Origin of the sequence: Pseudoflavonifractor sp. 524-17, assembly GCF_009935845.1 — a bacterium.
GTDB lineage: Bacteria > Bacillota > Clostridia > Oscillospirales > Oscillospiraceae > Pseudoflavonifractor_A.
This window is the reverse complement of sequence record NZ_QWEK01000028.1, coordinates 36747-56237: the sequence shown is the minus strand read 5'-3', so window position 1 is coordinate 56237 and position 19491 is coordinate 36747. Positions and strand designations below refer to the sequence as shown.

Below are 19491 nucleotides of genomic sequence, written 5' to 3'. Positions count from 1 at the left end.
TTTCAGGCAGGAAGAAAGGAAGAAGCGGCGATGACAAAGCGACTGTTTACCTCTGAATCTGTAACTGAGGGGCACCCTGATAAAATCTGCGACCAGATCTCCGACGCGGTGCTGGATGCCATTTTGGAAAAAGATCCCGCCGGCCGGGTGGCCTGCGAAACCACTGTTACCACCGGCCTCGTCCACGTCATGGGAGAGATTACCACGAAATGCTATGTGGATATTCCTCAGATTGCCCGGGAGGTGATCCGGGATATCGGCTATGACCGGGCCAAATACGGCTTTGACAGCGACACCTGCGCAGTAATTACCTCCATTGACGAGCAGTCCTCCGATATCGCCATGGGAGTGGACCAGTCTCTGGAGGCCAAGGAGGGGGGGCAGGACAGCGACCTCACCAACGGCGCCGGGGACCAGGGGATGATGTTCGGCTATGCCTGTGACGAGACCCCGGAGCTGATGCCCCTGCCCATCTCTCTGGCGCACAGGATGGCGCTGCGGCTTACCGCCGTGCGCAAAGAGGGGCTGGTGGACTATCTGCGGCCCGACGGCAAGACCCAGGTTACCGTGGAGTATGACCAGGAAGACCGTCCCGTCCGGGTGGACACAGTGGTGCTCTCCACCCAGCACGGCCCTGAGGCCAGCCTGGATCAGATCCGTTCGGATATGACGGAGCTGGTGATCAAGCCCACCATTCCGGCAGAGCTGATGGATGAGAACACAAAGATCTATGTCAACCCCACCGGCCGGTTTGTCATCGGCGGACCCCAGGGGGACTCCGGCCTCACCGGGCGGAAGATCATCGTGGATACATATGGCGGCAGCGCCCCCCACGGCGGCGGCGCGTTCTCCGGCAAGGACCCGACCAAGGTGGACCGTTCCGCCGCCTATGCCGCCCGCTGGGTGGCCAAGAACGTGGTGGCCGCCGGCCTGGCCCGGAAGTGCCAGATTCAGCTGGCCTACGCCATCGGCGTGGCGGAGCCGGTGTCCGTCCGGGTGGATACCTTCGGCACCGGCCAGGTCTCCGACCTGGCCCTGGAGGAGGCCGTGGTGAAGACCTTTGACCTGCGGCCCACCGCCATCATCCGGGATCTGGACCTGCGCCGGCCCGGCTACCGGAAGGTGGCGGCCTATGGCCACTTTGGCCGGCCCGAGCTGGACCTGACCTGGGAGCGCACCGGCCGGATTGAGGCACTCAAGGCAAATGTGAAGCAGTAATCATCAGCGGTCCCGTGCCGTTACAGGGCATGGGGCCGCGTTATTTTGCTTGACTCTGCTATTTTTTGGTATATAATGAAAACCCAGACCGCATGAAAAAGGAGCGACCCATGGAAACAATACTCTCTCTTCTGGCACAGGAGCTGAACCAGCCTCCCGCCTATGTGGAAAACGTCATCCGCCTGATTGACGAGGGAAATACCATCCCCTTTATCGCCCGCTACCGCAAGGAGCTCCACGGCGCCATGGACGACACCGCCCTGCGCACCCTGGCCGACCGGCTGGCGTACCTGCGGGGGCTGGACAAGCGGCGTGAGGAGGTCAGGCACTCCATTGACGGCCAGGGCAAGCTGACGGAGGCCCTCTGCGCCGCCCTCTCCGCCGCCGCCACCCTGGCGGAGGTGGAGGACCTCTACCGTCCCTACAAGCCCAAGCGGCGCACCCGGGCCACCGCCGCTAGGGAGAAGGGGCTGGAGCCCCTGGCCGCGCTGCTCTTTGCCCAGGCGCGGGACTGCCCGGATCCAGCCGCCGCTGCCGCGGACTGCATCGACCCGGAGAAGGGGGTGGAGACCGCGGCTGACGCCCTTCAGGGGGCCAATGATATCATCGCCGAGTGGATCAGCGACGACGCGGCTGTCCGCAAGACCCTGCGGGCGCTGATTTGGCAGCGGGGACGGCTGGTATCCAAGGCCGTCTCAGAGGAGGACTCGGTCTACCGGCTCTATTACGACTTCGCCCAGGCCGTCCCCCGGCTCCAGGGCCACCAGATCCTGGCGATGAACCGGGGAGAGCGGGAGGGCCTGCTCCGGGTTACCGTGGTCACCGACCGGGAGCTGGCCCTGCCGGCCCTGTGCCGCGGGGTGGTGCAGCCCGGCTCTCCGGCGATGGAGTTTGTCAAAGCCGCCGCCGAGGACGCCTATGACCGGCTGCTCTATCCCTCGCTGGAGCGGGAGATCCGAACTGCCCTTACCGAACAGGCCAACGAGGGGGCCATCCACATGTTCGGCCTCAACCTCAAGCCCCTGCTCATGCAGCCCCCGGTGAAAGGGCGGGTGACGATGGGGCTGGATCCAGGTTACCGCAACGGTTGTAAAGTGGCGGTCGTAGACAGCACCGGCAAAGTGCTGGACACCGCGGTGGTCTATCCCACCTTTGGGGAGAAGAAAAAACGGGAGGCCATTGACCGGCTGAAACAGCTCATTCAGCGCCACGGCGTGGCCCACATCGCCATCGGCAACGGCACCGCCAGCCGGGAGACGGAGCAGATGGCCGTGGAGCTCATCAAAGAGCTGGAGGGCGGCGTGTCCTACATGATCGTCAGCGAGGCAGGGGCATCGGTGTACTCCGCCTCCCCTCTGGCGGCGGAGGAGTTCCCTCAGTTTGACGTAAACCTGCGCTCTGCGGTGTCCATCGCCCGGCGGCTCCAGGACCCCCTGGCCGAGCTGGTGAAAATTGACCCCAAGGCCATTGGCGTGGGACAGTACCAGCACGACATGCCCCAGGCCCGGCTGGACGAGACCCTCCATGGAGTAGTGGAGGACTGCGTCAACGCCGTGGGGGTGGACGTAAATACCGCCTCCGCGCCCCTGCTGGCCCAGGTGGCCGGGCTGAACCAGACCACAGCCAAAAATATCGTGGCCTTCCGGGAGGAAAACGGGGCGTTTACCGCCCGGAAACAGCTTTTGAAGGTGCCCAAGCTGGGGCCCAAGACCTTTGAGCAGTGCGCCGGCTTCCTGCGGGTGCCGGAGAGCGGCTCCGTTTTGGATCACACCGGCGTCCACCCGGAGAGCTACGGCGCGGCGGAGGCCCTCCTCACCGCCTGCTGCCACACCCTGGACGACGTAAGGAAAGGGAACCTGTCCGACCTGAGGGCCAAGGCGGAGTCCGCGGGGCTGGATCGCCTGGCAGAACAGTGCGGCGTGGGGGCGCCCACGTTGGCGGACATCATCAAGGAGCTGCTCAAGCCCGGCCGGGACCCCCGGGACGAGCTGCCGCCCCCCATGCTGCGCACCGACGTGATGGAGATGAAGGATCTCAAGCCGGGGATGGAGCTGCGGGGCACCGTGCGCAACGTCATCGACTTCGGCGCCTTTGTGGACATCGGCGTCCACCAGGACGGGCTGGTCCACATCTCCCAGCTCAATGCGCCCCGCCGGGTGAACCACCCCTCGGAGGTTTTGTCGGTGGGGGATGTGGTCACCGTCTGGGTCAAAGAGGTAGACGTGCCCAAAAAGCGGATCTCCCTCACCATGCGGCGGCCATAACAGAAAAAAGCGGGGTGCGGTTCCAAATAGAACCACACCCCGCTTTTGCTGTATTATCCCAGTCGTTTAAAAATTGCCAGGGTGTCCGCGCTCCCCACCGCCATATAGGCGCCGCACCGGCTGAACCCAAAGGCTTTGATCTCGTAACCGTCAAAGATAACCGTACATTTTTCCGGACTTTCATGCCATAGGGCAAACTCCGGCATAAATATGATCTGCTCTTTCGGCCAGAGGGGAGCGGCGGACACCAGCGAATCCCCGGCTTTGGAGCAGCGGCGCAGTCCGCCGCCTTCCTCCCCCGCAATTGGCACCAGCTCTTCCCCCAGCCCGCCGGCGAGAGCGATCAGATCGTCCGCATCATAGTTCCCATCGCAGCGGGTCTTTTCCCCTGCCCTACAGTCGATGACCCGCTGTCCCTGGGCAGAGATGACAATGAGCTTTTCGGTCTGTAGATTGGAAAATCCAAGGTACATCAGACCGCCCACGGCAAAGAGGGTCCTCTCCCACCCTGCGGGGACCCCCTTTGGAATCCGGCGGACGCAGTCCAGCAGCCGTTTCCTGTTCGCTGCCTCTATCTCATTTAGATTTATGGGATTCATAGCGGTGATACCCAGCGGTTTTTTACGCCTCCCAGCCGCTGAGATAGGCGGCCTGGTCGGGGGTGAGGGTGTCAATCTGCAGCCCCATGGCGGCCAGCTTCACCCGGCCGATCTCGCCGTCGATGGAGTCGGGGACCTGATAGACCTTTTTCTCCAGCCCGTCCCGGTGCTTGAGCAGCCACTCCAGGGCCAAAGCCTGGACGGAGAAGGACATGTCCATAATTTCCGCCGGATGGCCGTTGCCCCCGGCCAGATTGACCAGCCGGCCCTCGGCGATGACGTTAAGAGTGCGGCCGTCGGGGAGGGTGTATCCCACGATGGAGGCCCGGCGCAGGCCCTTCTTTACCGCCAGCCGCTCCAGACCGGCCACATCCACCTCGCAGTCAAAGTGGCCCGCGTTGGTGAGAATGGCGTTGTGCTTCATTTTGGCGAAGTGGGCGGGCGTGATCACGTCCTTGCAGCCGGTGACGGTGACAAATACGTCTCCCAGGGGGGCGGCCTGGTCCATGGTCATCACCCGGAAGCCGTTCATGGTGGCGTCCAGGGCCTTGAAGGGGTCGATCTCCGTAACAATCACATTGGCGCCCATGCCGGCGGCCCGCATGGCCACCCCCTTGCCGCACCAGCCGTATCCTGCCACCACAACGGTCTTTCCGGCTACGATGAGGTTGGTGGTGTGCATAATGGCGTCCCATACGCTCTGGCCGGTGCCGTACTTGTTGTCATAGTAGTGCTTGGCCTTGGCGTCGTTCACCGCCATCATGGCGCAGGGGAGGATGCCCTCCCGCTCTCTGGCCTTGAGGCGGAGGATGCCGGTGGTGGTCTCCTCACAGCCGCCGATAAGGTGCTCCCCCATACCGGCGCACTTGCCCCCCAGCAGGTGGACCAGGTCCCCGCCGTCGTCCACAATGAGGTGGGGCCTGAACTTCAGCGTCTCGGTGAGGTGGGCCTCGTACTCCTCCGCGGTGGCGCCGTGGATGCCGAAGGTTTCAACGCCCATGGAAGCCAGGCCCGCGGCCACGTCGTCCTGGGTGGACAGGGGGTTGGAGCCGGTGAGGCGTACCTCCGCCCCGCCCTTGGAGAGCACATAGCCCAGGTTGGCGGTTTTGGCCTCCAGATGGACGGACACGGCAATGCGCAGGCCGGCAAAGGGCTTTTCCCGCTCAAACCGGGCCTCAATCTGGCCCAGGGCGGGCATGAAGTCCCGCACCCACTGGATTTTCCGCCGGCCAGACTCGGCCAGGTTCATGTCTTTTACAATGCTCATCGGATAGACCTCCCAATTATGATAAATACTGCAATTCTAGAGTCTGTTTGAAAACTGGCAATATGCCCGGCGGCGAGAGATGCTTTAACGCGGTATGGCGGAAAAAGAACCGCCGCCTGGGCGTTTTGACTTTGCTCCAGCAAGACCTGAACCTAAAGGTGAAGCCACTGTCTCAGCGCAGCCAGATCTTGGGCGATATAGACCCGGGGAAAGGGGGCGAACTCCTCCGCCGGGGTGGTGCCATTGAGCACGGCGCAGAAGGGGGCCCCCGCCCGCTGGGCGGTCTGGGCATCGATAATGGTGTCCCCGCAGAAGAGCGCCTCCCCCGGGGTGAGGCCCAGGTCTGCCACCGCGGCCAGCAGGCCCTCCGGGTCTGGCTTCTGCCTGGATACCATCTCCCCGCCGGTGATGGAGGCGAACAGGGGGAGCAGTCCTTTGGCCTCCAGAACGGCGCGGAGCGTGGAGGCCCGCTTGGTGCTGACAATGGCGGCGGGAATGCCCCGCTCCTTCAGTGCCCGGAGCAGTTCTTCCGCCCCGGGAAACATCCGGGTTACAGCGGGCTGCATGGGCGCGGCGATCTGGGAAAAGTGGTCCCGGAACTCCCGCTGGCGCGCCGGGTCCCCGTCGCCGCTGAGCCGGGTATAGGCGTCCTCCAGAGTGAGGCCGATGGTGCGGCGCACGGCCTCCTCCTCCGGGGCGGGATGCCCCATTACCTGAAAACCATGGGCAAAGCCGGCCAGAATGGCCTGCGATGCGTCGGCCAGGGTGAAGTCGAAGTCAAAGAGCACAGCCTGGTAGTCCATACCGTCTCCCCCTGTCTGAGAATTTGGACTCACAGCCCCAAAAGCTGTCCAGCCGGGGCGTTTGCCGCCCGGCACGTCCCGGTTAGGAATCCAGCTTTTGAGTCTGAATTGGATTTTATTATATCACAGCACCGCTGTGGAATGCAATCACCGGGCCGCGTCCAGCAGGGCGGCGGCGCCGTAGCGCAGGCAGCGCTGGAGCCGCCGCTCTCCCCGGTGGACGGTACGGCAGACAGTGGACTTGTCCACCCCCAGCCGCCGGCCGATCTCCTCCATGGTGAGCTGCTGGCCGTAATAGAGCAGCAGCACCTCCCTCTGGCGGGGGGTTACATCCTCCCGCAGGGCGCGGATCAGGCTGTGCCTGAGCTGCTGGTGTGCGCCGCCGTCTCCGGCGGTGAGGGTGCGGGCGTAGGCCGCCATATCCGCCGCGTACTCCGCCCCTTGGCGGTATCTTGTCTTTCCCATTGCTCCTCCTCTTTCTCCTCTTCCCGGCGGCAGGCGGGGCATAAGACCCGCTCTTCGCCGTACAGCTCCCCCTGGCACCGGCGGCACCAGTCCGCCGGCAGCGCCTGCTGCGCATCACGCAGGGGGTGTTCTATGTGAATGGGCGTCATCTCTCTCCTCTCCCGGGTCCGTCAGGAACCGAAAAAATATCTGGGATAAAATCGAAAATAGGTGTTGACAAGCGGCATATTCTCTGGTAAACTAGGCAACGTTGTGGACGAGCTGATTTGCTGGTGTAGCTCAGTTGGTAGAGCAGTTGATTTGTAATCAACCGGTCGGGGGTTCGAGTCCGTCCACCAGCTCCACTTCATTTTCTGTGGAACAACTGAATATGGAGGAGTTCCCGAGTGGCCAAAGGGGGCAGACTGTAAATCTGTTGCGTGAGCTTCGGTGGTTCGAATCCACCCTCCTCCACCAAAAGCGTCCTGCCAATCGGCGGGGCGTTTTTTTGCCGCTGGAATCGAACATACATTCCTGTCTCTTAAAAAGATACCACACGGAGGCGGTTCCTGTCAAGCCAAAATTGCCCGCAAAAAACCGGGCGGGGAACCGTCAGAGGATTCCGCGCCCGGCTGTAAGAACCTGTATTCATAACTGGGGGGCGCTGGATTGCCGAGGGATTTTGCCCTTGCGCAAGACCCGGCAAGACAGTGTTCAGCGGTTGTGAATACAGGTTCTAAGTGTGAAAAGGCTTATCCGTTAAGGGTCAGGCCCCCGTTTTGGGACAGTCCGTCCCGTTCCAGCATCTGCTCCAGCACCATGACGTCGGTGGTGATATCCATGGCGGTGCCCTCAAAGAGCTTGTCAAGCTGCTTTTCGAAGCCCTCCACCACCTTGTCCATCATGCCCTCAATGCGCTCCTTGGCGGCGGTGATATTCTTACCCTCTACGCCCTGCTCCTCCAGCTGGGCATAGGAGTTGAGTATTTTCAGGGTAGTGGGCAGATAATAGCTTAAAAAGCTGCGAAGCTGGCCGCCCTTTTCGGGATTTTTTTCCTGATAGTTGAAAATCCGCTGGGTGATCTCCTCAATCCGGTCGATTTTCCGGCTCATGGCCTGGTCGGAGATAGCCCGGTTGACCGCCTGGATCTGGGCCAGAAAGCGGCTGTTTTCTCCGCTCTGGTCCTCTTCCGGCTCAGGCTGGGCCGCCGGTTCCTCCACTGGAGCCGCCGGCGGGGTAATGCCCTCATCGGTGAGCACCAGATGGCCGGAGGCCATATCCAGATAGCCGGTGGGGAAGATCCGCCGGTCCAGCATCTCCTGCAGATCGCCGCAGACAGTATTCACCGGTACCCGCATGGCCTGGGCCAGCAGGGCCACCTGCACCGTGGTCTGGCGGCCGATCAGGGCCAGATAGCGGCGGAAGCGTTTGGCCTTCCGGCTGCGGGAGATGCCGAAGCCCAGCAGCACCAGCCCCCCGGCCAGCATTACGCCAAAGGGCGTACAGACGGCCAGCGCCTCCAGAGGATTATTGTAGCCGTAGAAGTCGTAGGCCATGGGGCCAACTGCCAGGGTCGGAATCAACGTCAAAATTACCCCCCAGACAATCATGCCCCGGCCCCAGTTGCGCTTCACCGGCACCCGGCGCACCACCCGCCGGGGGATTGGCTGGGCTTTCTGCCGGGAGACCACAGTGGGAGACACCCCCTGGGTGCCCGGTTGGGCGGCAGGCTGACGGCGGCGGACTTCAGGCGTCCGGTCCGCCACCCCCTGAGTGCCGGGCCGGACGGTCTCCCGCCGGCGCACCCCGGCCCCCCGGTAGGCTCCGCTGGACGCCGCCCCCGCCTGCGGCGCCTTCTGCCAGGCGGATCCCCCCGCGCCCTGGCCGCTGGAGCCGTCCGCCGCCTGGCAGACGACGGCCCCCTGTTCCCCCTGGGACAGCTTGCGGTACAGCAGATACAGCCCCACTGGGAAAAACACGGCCAACGCCACAAGAATGACGATCCAGCTGGCTAAATCTTCATTTTCTTGATGATACCCACGATTCTCTTCCGACATGGCGTGATCCTCCCGCTATTCTTTGAAGTTGCTATCAGTATAGCACACCAAGTTTAAAGAATGAATGGGGTTTTTCTTTAAAATTTTTTAATCTAACGCCGCCCGGCGTCTGGGGCTGCCTGCCGGGATGAAATAAAATCCAGCGATGTTGTAACAGTTCTGTAATTGCTTTTTGGACAGAAAACACCTATAATGTAAATCACAAGCGCCTTTATGCATATATTATTGTCAACCTGAGCATTGTGGAGATGATGGATTTTGGAACAGCAAAACGGCAAGCGTGTCAGCTCCGGCACGAAAAAGGGGAAAGGCGGAAAAATCGCCCTTATCACGGCGGCCGTCCTGCTGGCGGGAGCGGGGGCGGCTTACGGCGGTCTGTGCGCCTATGTGTCAGGGGGCGGCAGACTGCTGCCTAATACCAGCGTGGCCGGGATTGATTTGGGCGGACTCACCCGGGCCCAGGCCACGGAGAAATTAGAGGGGGAGATGGCGGCGCGCTATCGCGCCCTGACCGCCCGTTTCCTGTGCAACGGTACGGAGTTTACCGTGTCAGGGGATACTCTCACCGTGGATACTGGTCAGGCCGTACAGGCCGCCTGGGACAGCGCCGGTAGCGGCGGCGGCATTACTGCGGGAGCCCGGTATCTCTCCGCCCTGATGGGCGGCGTGGAGCTGGATGCCCCGCTTGCTTTCGCCCAGTCCCCCGCCGCCATTGAGCAGGCCCAGAGCTATGTGGATAACCCTATGGTGCAGACCAGCTGGACAGTAGAGGGGGAGGAGCTGCTCCTCACCAAGGGGGTCACCGGCCAGACCATTGACGCCGCCGCCCTGGAGGAAGAGCTGCTGGAGCAGTTCCAGACCATGATGGACGGCGGGGCGGGCCAGACGGTCGATGCAGATATCATCACCGAGGCTCCGCCGGAGCCTGATTTTGATGCGGTGTATAAAGAGGTCTATGTGGAGCCTGTGGACGCCTATCTGGACAAGGAGAGCAAGTCCATTGTCCCATCTGTTACCGGCCGCAGCTTTGACATCACCGCCGCCCAGGCCATGCTGGACCGGACGGAGGAGGGGGAGGTGTGCGCCGTCCCCCTGGTAGCGCAGGAGCCCAAGATGACCACCGCCAATCTGGAGGCCAGCCTCTTCAAAGACGTGCTGGGCCAGTCCTCCACCCGCACCGGCGGACCCAGCAACCGGTGGCACAATGTGGATCTGGCCTGCCAGCGGGTGAACGGTACCATCCTTCTCCCCGGGGAGACCTTCTCCTATAACGCCACCTGCGGCCCCTACTCCCAGGGGGGCGGGTTCTTGAAGGCGGGCGCCTACGTCAGCGGCAAGACCAGCGACACCTGGGCCGGCGGTGTGTGCCAGCTGTCCTCCACCCTGTACTGGACCACCCTGAAGGCCAATCTGGAGACGGTGGAGCGCCACCAGCACAAGTATGACGTGGGCTACCTCCCCTCCGGGCTGGACGCCACCGTCTACTCCAACAGCCTGGACTTCAAGTTTAAAAACAACACGGACTATCCCGTAAAAATCAACGCCTCCCTTACCAAGGGCAGCGACGGACGCCGGTACTGCAATGTGACCATCTACGGCACCAACACCACCGGCATTTACGGCGATCCCTATCCGGTGGTCCTGTCCACCATCTCTCCCCAGACCACCTATGAACCCAACGGCGGCATCCCCGCCGGCTCCGCCCCCCAGCGGGATCCGGAGCGCACCGCTTATACCGGAAAGGTGGTGGAGGCCCACCAGCGCCTGCGGGACGCCAGCGGCAACGTGGTCAGCGATACCATCATCCACACCGACCGGTTCTCCGCCCGCAACGCGGTCTACTTCTACAATCCAGCCGACGCGGCCCGGCTGGGCATCAACACCTCCACCGGTTTGATGACCGAGGTACCGGTGGTGACGCCGACGCCGGAGCCCTCGGCGGAACCCAGCGCCACGCCGGAACCCAGCGCCACGCCTGAGCCCAGCGGGACGCCTGTGCCGTCCCCCTCTGATCAGCCTGTCCCCACGCCCACCCCGGCGCCCACGCCCACGCCGATTATCCCGGTGGTGACGCCGCCCCCGGCGGTGGAAGTGACGCCGACGCCGGAGCCCGTACCTACTCCGGAGCCGCTCCCCACCCCGGCGCCTCCCCCAGAGGCTGGGGAGGTGGCGACTCCCAGCCTGCCGCCGGCGGAGTAATATCCTATGCCTGGGCCCGGCTTCCCGCCGGACCCAGGCATTTTTGTCACCAAGGAGGGTAAACTGATGTTTCAAGGCTTTTGTGACGCCACCATGGACTTCATGTGGGGCATCCGCTTCAACAACGAGCGCCCCTGGTTTGAGGCCCACAAGGAGGACTATCAAACTTACCTCTACCAGCCGATGAAGGACCTGGCCCGGGAGGTATACGACGGCTTTCAGGAGCGCAACCAGGTCCCTGGCCTGTGCTGGAAGGTATCCCGCATCTACCGGGACGCCCGGCGGCTCCACGGCCGGGGGCCCTATAAGGATCACCTCTGGTGGTCCATGGAGCATCCCACGCAGCAGCCCTTCGCCACCCGGCCGGTTTTCTGGTTTGAGCTGACTCCGGGCGGCTGGTCCTACGGCCTGGGATACTACGCCCCGTCTCCGCTCACCATGGCCAAATTCCGGGCCCGGCTGGATAACCGGCCCCGGCAGTTTGAGCCCCTGGCCCGGCAGATAGAAAGGCAGAGCACCTTTCAGCTCACTGGTGAGGACTACAAGCGCGCCAAGGGGGACCCAGGGCCTCTCCTGGCCCCTTGGTACAACAAACGGCAGCTTGCCCTGGAGTGCAGCCGCAAGCCGGAGCCTATCCTCTACACCCGCGATCTGGTGGGCCTGCTGCTGGAGGGATACCAGCTCCTGCTTCCTCTGTATCAGTATTTTTCCACCCTGGAGGGGGATCCGGACCCCCGGCAGCCGGTCTAAAATTTGAAATTTCTGCAAGCCGGACAGCCCGCGATTAAAGCCGCTCCTTTTCCGCATACTATAGCAGAACGCAGACAGAATGGCAGAAGCCCGCAGGCGCCATTTTGAAAAGCACCATATTATGGGAAGGAAAGGCGGTGGATGGCGTATGGAAAGGGGCGCCCGGTCTGGGAGAAGACGGGTCCTTCTGGCGGCGCTGGCCCTCTGGGCGGCTATGCCCTGGGCCGCCTGCGTGTGTTGGGAGGCGATCCCCGCCGACGGGCCCGTGGTGGATGGGGTGGAGGTACCAGACGCCCCAGCGCCCTCCGCTGGGGGCTTGATCGCCCTCACCTTTGACGACGGGCCCCGGCGGTCCACCACTGCCGCCCTGCTGGACGGGCTGGCGGAGCGGGGCATCCACGCCACCTTCTTCCTCATCGGGCGGCAGATCCCCAACAACATGGATCTGGTCCGCCGCATGGACGAGGAGGGGCACCAGATCGGCATACACACCTACGACCACACCCAGCTCACCGGGCTGAACCGGGGGGATTTTGCCGCCCAGGTGGACCGCACCCGTACGCTGCTTCAGGACACGCTGGGGCACAACCACTTTCTTCTCCGCCCGCCCTACGGTGCGGTGGACCCTGGGGTGCGGGCCATGGCGGGCTGTCCCATTGTGCTGTGGTCCATCGACCCGGAGGACTGGGATGACAAGGATCCGGCGCGGATTGTGGACCACATTGTGGACAATGCCAAGGACGGGGATATTATCCTCCTCCACGATATCTATCCCACCTCGGTGGAGGCCGCGCTCCAGGCGGCGGACCGGCTGCGCCGGCGGGGGTTTTACTTTGTCACGGTGGAGGAGCTCTTCGCCGCCCGGCACATTCCCCTGGAGGACGGCCACTGCTACCGGACCGCCTATCCGTAACTAGGCCTAAAACACCGCCTCCGTCTGACAATAGACGGAGGCGGTGTTTTTAATATCCTGGCGAAGGGACCTTTTATTTTTGGAGTACGTCCCGCACCGGCACATGCCAGATGTCGCGGGCGTAGTCCCGGATGGAGCGGTCGGCGGCGAAAATGCCGGACCGGGCCACATTCATCAAAGACATCTGGTTCCAGCGCTTGCGGTCCAGATAGGCCTCGGCGGCCCGCTTCTGAGCGTTGCGGTAGCTGTCGAAGTCCGCCAGGAGCAGGTACTCGTCGGGGGGGCAGCCGTCGCCGAAGAGCAGGCGCTTGGTCAGATGCTCATAGCTGATACCGTCGTCGAAGCCGTGGGACATGGCGTCAAGCACCGCCCGCAGGTCATTGTTGTGCATATAGTACTCATAGGACTGATAGCCCTTGTTCTTCAGCTCGGTGACCTCGTGGGCCTTGAGGCCGAAGAGGAAGATGTTCTCGTCCCCCAGCACCTCGTGCATCTCCACGTTGGCCCCGTCCAGCGTGCCGATAGTCACCGCGCCGTTCATCATGAACTTCATGTTGCCGGTGCCGCTGGCCTCCTTGCCGGCGGTGGAGATCTGCTCGGACAGCTCGCTGGCGGGCATCAGCTTCTCCGCCAGGGAGACCCGGTAGTTTTCCAGGAAGACCACCTGGAGCTTGTCTTTGCACGCCGGGTCGGCGTTGATGGTAGCGGCCAGGGAGTTAATCAGGTGAATGATCTCTTTGGCCACGTAGTAGCCGGGGGCGGCCTTGGCGCCGAAGAGGTAGACCTTGGGCACGATCATGAAGTTGGGATCGTGTTTCAGGTGCTGGTACTCGTAAATGATGTGCAGCACGTTGAGCAGCTGGCGCTTGTACTCGTGCAGGCGCTTGACCTGCACGTCAAACATGGCGTCGGTGTTGAGCTGGATGCCGGTCTCCCGGGCCACATAAGCGGCGAAGGAGCGCTTGTTGTCCCGCTTGATCTCCTCCAGCCGGTGGAGCACGGAGCCGTCGTCCTTATACTTGGCCAGATCCGCCAGCAGGCCGGGATTGAGCAGGTAGCCGTCCCCGCCGGTACACTCCTTGATCAGCGCGTCCAGCTTGGGGTTGCAGCTGGACAGCCAGCGGCGGTGATCGATGCCGTTGGTCACGTTTTTGAACTTGGCTGGGGTACGGGTGTAGGCGTCGCAGAAGACCTCCCGCTTCAGAATGCCGGAGTGGAGGGCGGATACGCCGTTCACTGCGGAGCAGGCGCAGATACACAGGTTGGCCATGTGTACATTGCCGCCCCAGATAATGGCCATCTTCTCCACACGGCTGATATCCCCGTGGAAGTAGGTGGTCAGCTCGGTCTGATACCGGTTGCTGATCTCCACAATGATCTGCCACACCCGGGGGAGCAGATCCATCACCAGCTGCTGGGGCCAGCGCTCCAGCGCCTCGGCCAGGATGGTGTGGTTGGTGTAGGCCACCGTATGGGTCACAATATTCCACGCCTCTTCCCAGCTGTAGCCCTCCTCATCCAGAAGGATACGCATCAGCTCAGGGATGACCAAAGTGGGGTGGGTGTCGTTGATCTGGATGACGTGCTTCTGGTGGAAGTTGCGCAGGGTGCCGTATTGGGCCCGGTGTTTGCGCACAATGGACTGCACGGTGGCGGAGACGAAGAAATACTGCTGCTTGAGCCGCAGGGATTTCCCCTCGTAGTGGTTGTCGTCGGGATAGAGCACCTTGGAGATGACCTCGGCCATAGCCTGCTGCTCCACCGCCTTGAGGTACTCGCCGGAAGAGTACAGGGACATGTCAATGGGGTTGGGGGACTTGGCGGACCACAGGCGCAGCACATTGGTGTGCTCCGTGCCGTAGCCGGCGATGACCATGTCGTGGGGCACCGCCATGACGGAGGTGTAGTTGAGCAGATCCACCTTCATGCGGCCGTCCACCCACTCGGTGACCACCTTGCCGCCGAAGCGCACCCGCTCCGTCTCGTCGATCTTGGGGATGAGCCAGGCGTCCCCCAGGCCCATCCAGTTATCCGCCAGCTCCACCTGCTGGCCGCCGATAATGGCCTGCTTGAAGATACCCAGTTCATAGCAGATGGAGTAGCCGGTGGCGGGGATATCCAGGGTGGTCATGGAGTCCAGGTAGCAGGCGGCCAGGCGGCCCAAGCCGCCGTTGCCCAGGCCGGCGTCCGGCTCAGACTCAAACAGCTCCGGCGCGGAGAAGCCCAGCCCCTCAATGGCCTCGTTCAGCGGTTCCAGAATGCCCAGGTTATAGGCGTTCTTCATCAGAGAGCGGCCCATGAGGAATTCCAGAGACAGATAGTGGACCTGCCGGGCGTGGGTCTGCTCCACCTTATCCTGGGTCTTCATCTGCCGCTCGGACATGATGTCCCGGATGACCAGCGCGCAGGCCTTGAGCATCTGCAAGTTGGTGGCCTCGTCCACATCCCGACCGAAATTGCGGCGAAGCTTTCCAGTAATAAGCCCTGTCAGCTCTTTTTTCGTATATTCATGCATAGGAAATCAACCTCCAATCAGGCGCGGTTCAAATTCGGCCCTCCTTGATGTGTTTCAAACAAGGGCCCGTGCTGGAAAAGCAGTTAAAAAGGCGCACGGGCGGGGGTATTCCTCCGCCCGCGAAATAACAGTAGTTTATCATACGTGCCGCGCCTGTTCAATGCTTTTTATGCGAATTTTGCACTAAAACCAGCAGTTTACTTTCAGAAGTGAAGAAATATATAAGAAAAACCGCTAATTTTTCACTTTTTCTTTCCGGCCGATTTCTTACTCTTTGCATTTTTCTTTGCGGCAGGCTTTTTCTCCGTGCCCGAGGCGGCATTGTCTGCGCCTGACGAAGCGTCCTGAGCTGCGGGGCGCTCCGCTCCGGCGGCCTCCTCCTGGGGCGGGACGGGCGCCGCTTCCTCGGGGGTCTCCTCCTGGTCTGAAGCGGTGTCGGTGCCAGTGGCCCATTTGTAAATTTGGACGTAGTCCAAGGCGGACTGACTCCAGGAAAAGTCCCGGGTCATGCCGTTGCGCTGAAGCACCTGCCAGCGTTCCTTGTCGTTATAGTACAGGTCGACCGCCTGGCCCAGCACCCACACCATGTCGTGGGGGTTGACGTTGGCAAAGGAGAAGCCGTTGTCGTTGGGTACGCCGTAGGGGACCACGGTGTCCTTCAGGCCGCCGGTCTCCCGCACCACAGGCAGCGTGCCGTAGCGCATGGCGATCATCTGGCTCAGGCCGCATGGCTCTGCGATGCTGGGCATGAGGAAGAGATCCGCGCCGCTGTAGATGGCGGTGGAAAGGGCGGCAGAGTACATAATATTGGCGGAGAAGCGGCCGGGATACTGCATCTGAGCCTGACGGAACGCCTCCTCATAGTTCCAGTCGCCGGTGCCCAGCACCACCATCTGTACGTCCATGGCCATAATCTTATGGATGGCGGAGGTAATCATGCCAAAACCCTTGTGGTCCACCAGCCGGGAGATGCAGGCGATTACCGGTACATTGGGATCCTGACGCAGGCCCACCGCCTGCTGAAGAGCGGCCTTGCACGCCGCCTTGCCGCTCAAGTCCTCCGCGCTGTAGGGCGCGGCCAGGCTGCCTTCCGCAGTGGGGTTGTAGAGGTCCATGTCGATGCCGTTGAGGATGCCCCGCAGCTTGTGCCGGTTGTCGGAGACGACCCCCTCCAGGCCGTGGGCGTAGAAAGCGTATTGCAGCTCCCCGGCATAGGTGGGGGAGACGGTGGTCACATAGTCCGCGGCGTAGATGGCGCCTTTCATCAGGTTGATATCCCCGTGGTAAGCCACCATGTGCTCATGGAAGTAACCGGAATTCAGGCCGAACAGATCCTCCAGCAGCCCTCTGCCGTAGCGGCCCTGGTACTCGATGTTGTGGATGGTAAACACGCTCTTGGTGCCGTAGAGCTGGGGGGTGCGGGTGCGCTCTTCCAGCAGGTAGATAGGGGTGAGGGCGGTCTGCCAGTCGTTGCAGTGGATCACATCGGGGTGCCAGTCCAGCTGGGCGGGGACCTCCACCACCGCGCGGGAGAAGAAAGCGAAGCGCTCTCCGTCGTCAAAATGTCCATACAGGCCGGAGCGTTTGAAGTAGTATTCGTTGTCTACAAAGTAGTAGGTCACGCCGTCCTGTTTCAGCTCAAAAATCCCGCAGTAGGGGGTTCGCCAAGCCAGATAGACGTGGAAATTAAAGAGATAGGTCATTTTTTCACGCCACTCCTGGCCGATGCCATCATAGAGCGGGAGAATCACACGGATATCGTGTCCGGCGGCGGCCAGTGCCTTGGGGAGACTGCCCGCCACGTCCGCAAGTCCGCCAGTCTTGATAAACGGGGCAACTTCAGAAGATGTAAAGAGGATATTCATAGAGCAAAGCTCCTTTCCATTCCATCATATAGTCGTTTCATCGTCGGATCGCCCATTGCCGGCCCGGTGCCGGACCAGCCTTTCTTGCTTACCGGCAAAGAAGTTTTACTGTCTTTAGTATAGCAGAACCACCTCCCTGGTACGAGAGGGGAAGTGCCCAAAAAGCGATCCCCTCTCCCAGGGATTTCTTACCAATCTGTAAAAACTCACACGATTTCGTTTTTGGCGATGGCTAACGGGTAAGTAACGTGGCCCATGAGCATTCTTCCCGAGCTGATCTGCACGTTTTTATCAGTGATGGCGTATTTCAGCACGGCTTCGCTCTGGATGACCGTACCCTGCATCAGCACACAGTTGGATACCCGGGCGCCCCGTTCCACCCGGACGCCCCGGCCGATGATACAGTTTTCCACCTCGCCCTCAATGATACAGCCGTCCGCAACCAGGGAGTTGATGCTCTTGGCGCTGGGGCCGTAATAGGTGGAGGGGTTGGACTGGTCCTTGGTCTTGATGGGCCGCTCCGGCGCGAAGAGCTGGGCGCGGACGTTGGGGTCCAGCAGCTGCATACTGTGGGTAAAGTAGCTGGACACAGTCTGGAGCCGTGCGGCGTAGCCGGTGAAGGGGTAGATATGGATTCTCATCTGCTCCAGCGCGGAGTGGAGCACCCCGTGGCTGAAGGAGGGGATGTTGTGGTCTGCGCAGTGGTTTACCAGAGAGAGGAGCAGCTCCTTCTTCAGCACATAGACCTCCAGGGACTCCATCCCGGCGTGGTGGTTGGGATGGACCACCACATCGGTGGCGAAGTTCTTCTCGTCTACGGAGAAGTAGTCGCAGCCATTGGGGTCGCTGGTGGGGTTGGGGGTGCATACAGCGGTGATATCCGCCCCGCTGGCAATATGGGACTCAAAGATATCGGCAATGGGCAGGTTAACCGCCAGATCGCCGCCCGCCAGGACCACGTACTCCTGACGGATGTTCTGAAGGTAGGAGTATACCCCGGCTAGGGCGTCCATCCGCCCCCGGTAGCTTCCGTCAATGCGCTTGCTGGAGTAGCTGAAGGGGGGCAGAATGCGCAGGCCGCCGTGCTTGCGGGAGAGGTCCCAGTCTTTGCCCGAGCCAACATGATCCAGCAGAGACTGGTAGTTGGCGTGGGCAATCAGGCCGATATCGGTAACGCCTGCGTTGACCATATTGGACAGCATGAAGTCCACCAGGCGGTAGCGGCCGCCGTAGGGGACGGAGCAGGTGTTGCGGTGCTGGGTCAGCTCCCGCAGGCCTGGATTGGAGCGGTAGGCAAAAATGATTGCGTGCAGCCGGTTCATCATTTCTCCTCGCCTCCTTTCACATTGGCAGTGACCATAGCCTTAGGGGGAATGACTGCGCCGTCGCCGATGTCAAGATTCTGGGCCACCACGGCGATGCCCCACGAATCCTGGTCCGTCTGTTCCGGCGGGGCGCCCACCTTGGCGTCCTTTCCGATCACGGTATTCTCCGCCACAATGGCGTATTCTACCACCGCGCCGGCCTTGACCACCGTGCCGGGCATAAGGATGGAATAGCTGACTTTTGCCCCCTCTTCCACAATCACCGAGTGAAAGAGCACCGAGTTCTGCACGTCGCCGTATACCTCGCAGCCGCTGGTAACCATGGAGTGGGCCACCGCGGCGTTGGGCCCGGTAAACATGGGGGGCTTGATGGGGGTGCGGGCGTAGATGGTCCACTCGGTGTCGTTCAGGTCGATGCTGTTTTCCGGGGCCAGCATGTCCATGTTGGCGTCCCACAGGGAGTCGATGGTGCCCACGTCCTTCCAGTACCCCTGGAAGCGGTAGGCCACCAGCTTCTCGCCGCGGCCCAGCATGGCGGGGATGATGTTCTTGCCAAAGTCGTTGGAGCTCTTTTCATCCGCCTCGTCCGCCATCAGGTACTCTTTCAGCTTGGACCAGGTGAAGATATAAATGCCCATGGAGGCCAGGTTGCTCTTGGGCTGCTTGGGCTTCTCCTCAAACTCATAGACGGTGTCGCTCTCGTCCACGTTCATAATGCCGAAGCGGGTGGCCTCCTCCATGGTGACCTCCAGCACGGAGATGGTACACGCGGCATTGGTGGCCTTGTGGTGGGCCAGCATTTTGGAGTAGTCCATTTTGTAGATATGATCGCCGGAGAGGATAAGCACATAATCCGGGTCGTACAGCTCAATGAAGCCCATGTTCTGATAAATGGCGTTGGCGGTGCCCTTGTACCAAGTGCCCTTCTCTCCCTCTCTCATATAGGGGGGGAGGATATGCACGCCGCCGTCGGAGCGGTCCAGATCCCAGGGCTGCCCGTTTCCGAGATAGGAGTTGAGCTCCAGCGGGCGGTACTGGGTGAGCACGCCCACCGTGTCGATTCCGGAGTTGACACAGTTGGACAGTGGGAAGTCAATAATACGGTATTTCCCGCCGAAGGGGACGGCGGGCTTGGCCACATGGCTGGTCAGGGCATAGAGACGGCTGCCCTGTCCTCCAGCCAGCAGCATAGCGACACAATCCTTTTTCATTACACAATCACCTCTAAGTGAATTCTTCTTTCTTTGGCGCAAGATTTCGTTCCGGCGCGCC

14 protein-coding genes and 2 tRNA genes are annotated in these 19491 nt (G+C 61.7%); 7 read left to right on the top strand and 9 right to left on the bottom strand.

The window, feature by feature from the left end:
* Positions 1–30: 30 nt before the first annotated feature.
* Together metK and D1159_RS11450 are read left to right on the top strand one after the other, a co-directional pair.
* Positions 31–1218 (top strand): methionine adenosyltransferase, encoded by a 1188-nt coding sequence (gene metK, locus D1159_RS11455; protein WP_161845791.1) that lies wholly within the window; start codon positions 31–33, stop codon positions 1216–1218.
* Positions 1219–1328: 110 nt separating this feature from the next.
* Positions 1329–3482 carry a Tex family protein gene (locus tag D1159_RS11450; RefSeq protein ID WP_161845790.1) on the top strand — a complete coding sequence of 718 codons (2154 nt, stop codon included), beginning with the start codon at positions 1329–1331 and terminating at the stop codon, positions 3480–3482.
* Between the two features lie 53 nt (positions 3483–3535).
* Here D1159_RS11450 and D1159_RS11445 read toward each other — a convergent pair whose 3' ends face one another.
* From D1159_RS11445 to D1159_RS11430, 4 genes are all read right to left on the bottom strand, one after another.
* Positions 3536–4081: a hypothetical protein gene (locus tag D1159_RS11445; RefSeq protein ID WP_161845789.1), complete on the bottom strand. Its 546-nt coding sequence runs from the start codon at positions 4079–4081 to the stop codon at positions 3536–3538.
* 22 nt (positions 4082–4103) lie between these two features.
* On the bottom strand, positions 4104–5348 hold the full coding sequence (locus tag D1159_RS11440; protein ID WP_161845788.1) for an adenosylhomocysteinase: 1245 nt from the start codon (positions 5346–5348) through the stop codon (positions 4104–4106).
* Positions 5349–5500: 152 nt separating this feature from the next.
* Positions 5501–6151: an HAD-IA family hydrolase gene (locus D1159_RS11435; RefSeq protein ID WP_161845787.1), complete on the bottom strand. Its 651-nt coding sequence runs from the start codon at positions 6149–6151 to the stop codon at positions 5501–5503.
* A gap of 147 nt (positions 6152–6298) precedes the next feature.
* Positions 6299–6616, bottom strand: a complete 318-nt coding sequence (locus D1159_RS11430; protein ID WP_243152257.1) for a sigma-70 family RNA polymerase sigma factor — start codon at positions 6614–6616, stop codon at positions 6299–6301.
* A 268-nt stretch (positions 6617–6884) separates the two neighbouring features.
* On the opposite strand from D1159_RS11430, the gene D1159_RS11425 reads away from it, so the two are divergent.
* A tRNA-Thr gene (locus D1159_RS11425) sits at positions 6885–6960 on the top strand.
* Positions 6961–6988: 28 nt separating this feature from the next.
* A tRNA-Tyr gene (locus D1159_RS11420) sits at positions 6989–7072 on the top strand.
* 275 nt (positions 7073–7347) lie between these two features.
* Here D1159_RS11420 and D1159_RS11415 read toward each other — a convergent pair.
* The gene (locus D1159_RS11415) at positions 7348–8652 is read right to left on the bottom strand and encodes a 5-bromo-4-chloroindolyl phosphate hydrolysis family protein (protein ID WP_161845786.1); all 1305 of its coding nucleotides are present in this window, start codon (positions 8650–8652) and stop codon (positions 7348–7350) included.
* A 258-nt stretch (positions 8653–8910) separates the two neighbouring features.
* Between D1159_RS11415 and D1159_RS11410 the strand changes: the two genes are divergently transcribed.
* The 3 genes from D1159_RS11410 (at position 8911) to D1159_RS11400 (ending at position 12514) form a co-directional block, all read left to right on the top strand.
* Entirely contained in the window at positions 8911–10851 is a 1941-nt protein-coding gene (locus D1159_RS11410; protein ID WP_202621049.1) for a VanW family protein, read from the top strand.
* Positions 10852–10917: 66 nt separating this feature from the next.
* Positions 10918–11601: a DUF2461 domain-containing protein gene (locus tag D1159_RS11405; protein ID WP_161845785.1), complete on the top strand. Its 684-nt coding sequence runs from the start codon at positions 10918–10920 to the stop codon at positions 11599–11601.
* Positions 11602–11749: 148 nt separating this feature from the next.
* On the top strand, positions 11750–12514 hold the full coding sequence (locus D1159_RS11400; protein ID WP_161845784.1) for a polysaccharide deacetylase family protein: 765 nt from the start codon (positions 11750–11752) through the stop codon (positions 12512–12514).
* A 73-nt stretch (positions 12515–12587) separates the two neighbouring features.
* On the opposite strand, the gene D1159_RS11395 is transcribed toward D1159_RS11400, so the two are convergent.
* The 4 genes from D1159_RS11395 to D1159_RS11380 form a co-directional block, all read right to left on the bottom strand.
* Positions 12588–15029 (bottom strand): glycogen/starch/alpha-glucan phosphorylase, encoded by a 2442-nt coding sequence (locus D1159_RS11395; protein ID WP_161845783.1) that lies wholly within the window; start codon positions 15027–15029, stop codon positions 12588–12590.
* Between the two features lie 242 nt (positions 15030–15271).
* A complete protein-coding gene (gene glgA / locus D1159_RS11390) occupies positions 15272–16894 on the bottom strand; it encodes a glycogen synthase GlgA (RefSeq protein WP_161845782.1) in 1623 nt (540 codons plus the stop codon).
* A gap of 206 nt (positions 16895–17100) precedes the next feature.
* Entirely contained in the window at positions 17101–18219 is a 1119-nt protein-coding gene (gene glgD / locus D1159_RS11385; protein ID WP_161845781.1) for a glucose-1-phosphate adenylyltransferase subunit GlgD, read from the bottom strand.
* Entirely contained in the window at positions 18216–19430 is a 1215-nt protein-coding gene (locus D1159_RS11380) for a glucose-1-phosphate adenylyltransferase (protein ID WP_161845780.1), read from the bottom strand. The genes glgD and D1159_RS11380 overlap by 4 nt, the downstream gene beginning before the upstream one ends.
* Positions 19431–19491: the final 61 nt, after the last annotated feature.

Coding starts and splice junctions, on each gene's coding strand:
- metK (WP_161845791.1), top strand. CDS start 31: ATGACAAAGCGACTGTTTACCTCTGAATCTGTAACTGAGGGGCACCCT.
- D1159_RS11450 (WP_161845790.1), top strand. CDS start 1,329: ATGGAAACAATACTCTCTCTTCTGGCACAGGAGCTGAACCAGCCTCCC.
- D1159_RS11445 (WP_161845789.1), bottom strand. CDS start 4,081: ATGAATCCCATAAATCTAAATGAGATAGAGGCAGCGAACAGGAAACGG.
- D1159_RS11440 (WP_161845788.1), bottom strand. CDS start 5,348: ATGAGCATTGTAAAAGACATGAACCTGGCCGAGTCTGGCCGGCGGAAA.
- D1159_RS11435 (WP_161845787.1), bottom strand. CDS start 6,151: ATGGACTACCAGGCTGTGCTCTTTGACTTCGACTTCACCCTGGCCGAC.
- D1159_RS11430 (WP_243152257.1), bottom strand. CDS start 6,616: ATGGGAAAGACAAGATACCGCCAAGGGGCGGAGTACGCGGCGGATATG.
- D1159_RS11415 (WP_161845786.1), bottom strand. CDS start 8,652: ATGTCGGAAGAGAATCGTGGGTATCATCAAGAAAATGAAGATTTAGCC.
- D1159_RS11405 (WP_161845785.1), top strand. CDS start 10,918: ATGTTTCAAGGCTTTTGTGACGCCACCATGGACTTCATGTGGGGCATC.
- D1159_RS11400 (WP_161845784.1), top strand. CDS start 11,750: ATGGAAAGGGGCGCCCGGTCTGGGAGAAGACGGGTCCTTCTGGCGGCG.
- D1159_RS11395 (WP_161845783.1), bottom strand. CDS start 15,029: ATGCATGAATATACGAAAAAAGAGCTGACAGGGCTTATTACTGGAAAG.
- glgA (WP_161845782.1), bottom strand. CDS start 16,894: ATGAATATCCTCTTTACATCTTCTGAAGTTGCCCCGTTTATCAAGACT.
- glgD (WP_161845781.1), bottom strand. CDS start 18,219: ATGATGAACCGGCTGCACGCAATCATTTTTGCCTACCGCTCCAATCCA.
- D1159_RS11380 (WP_161845780.1), bottom strand. CDS start 19,430: ATGAAAAAGGATTGTGTCGCTATGCTGCTGGCTGGAGGACAGGGCAGC.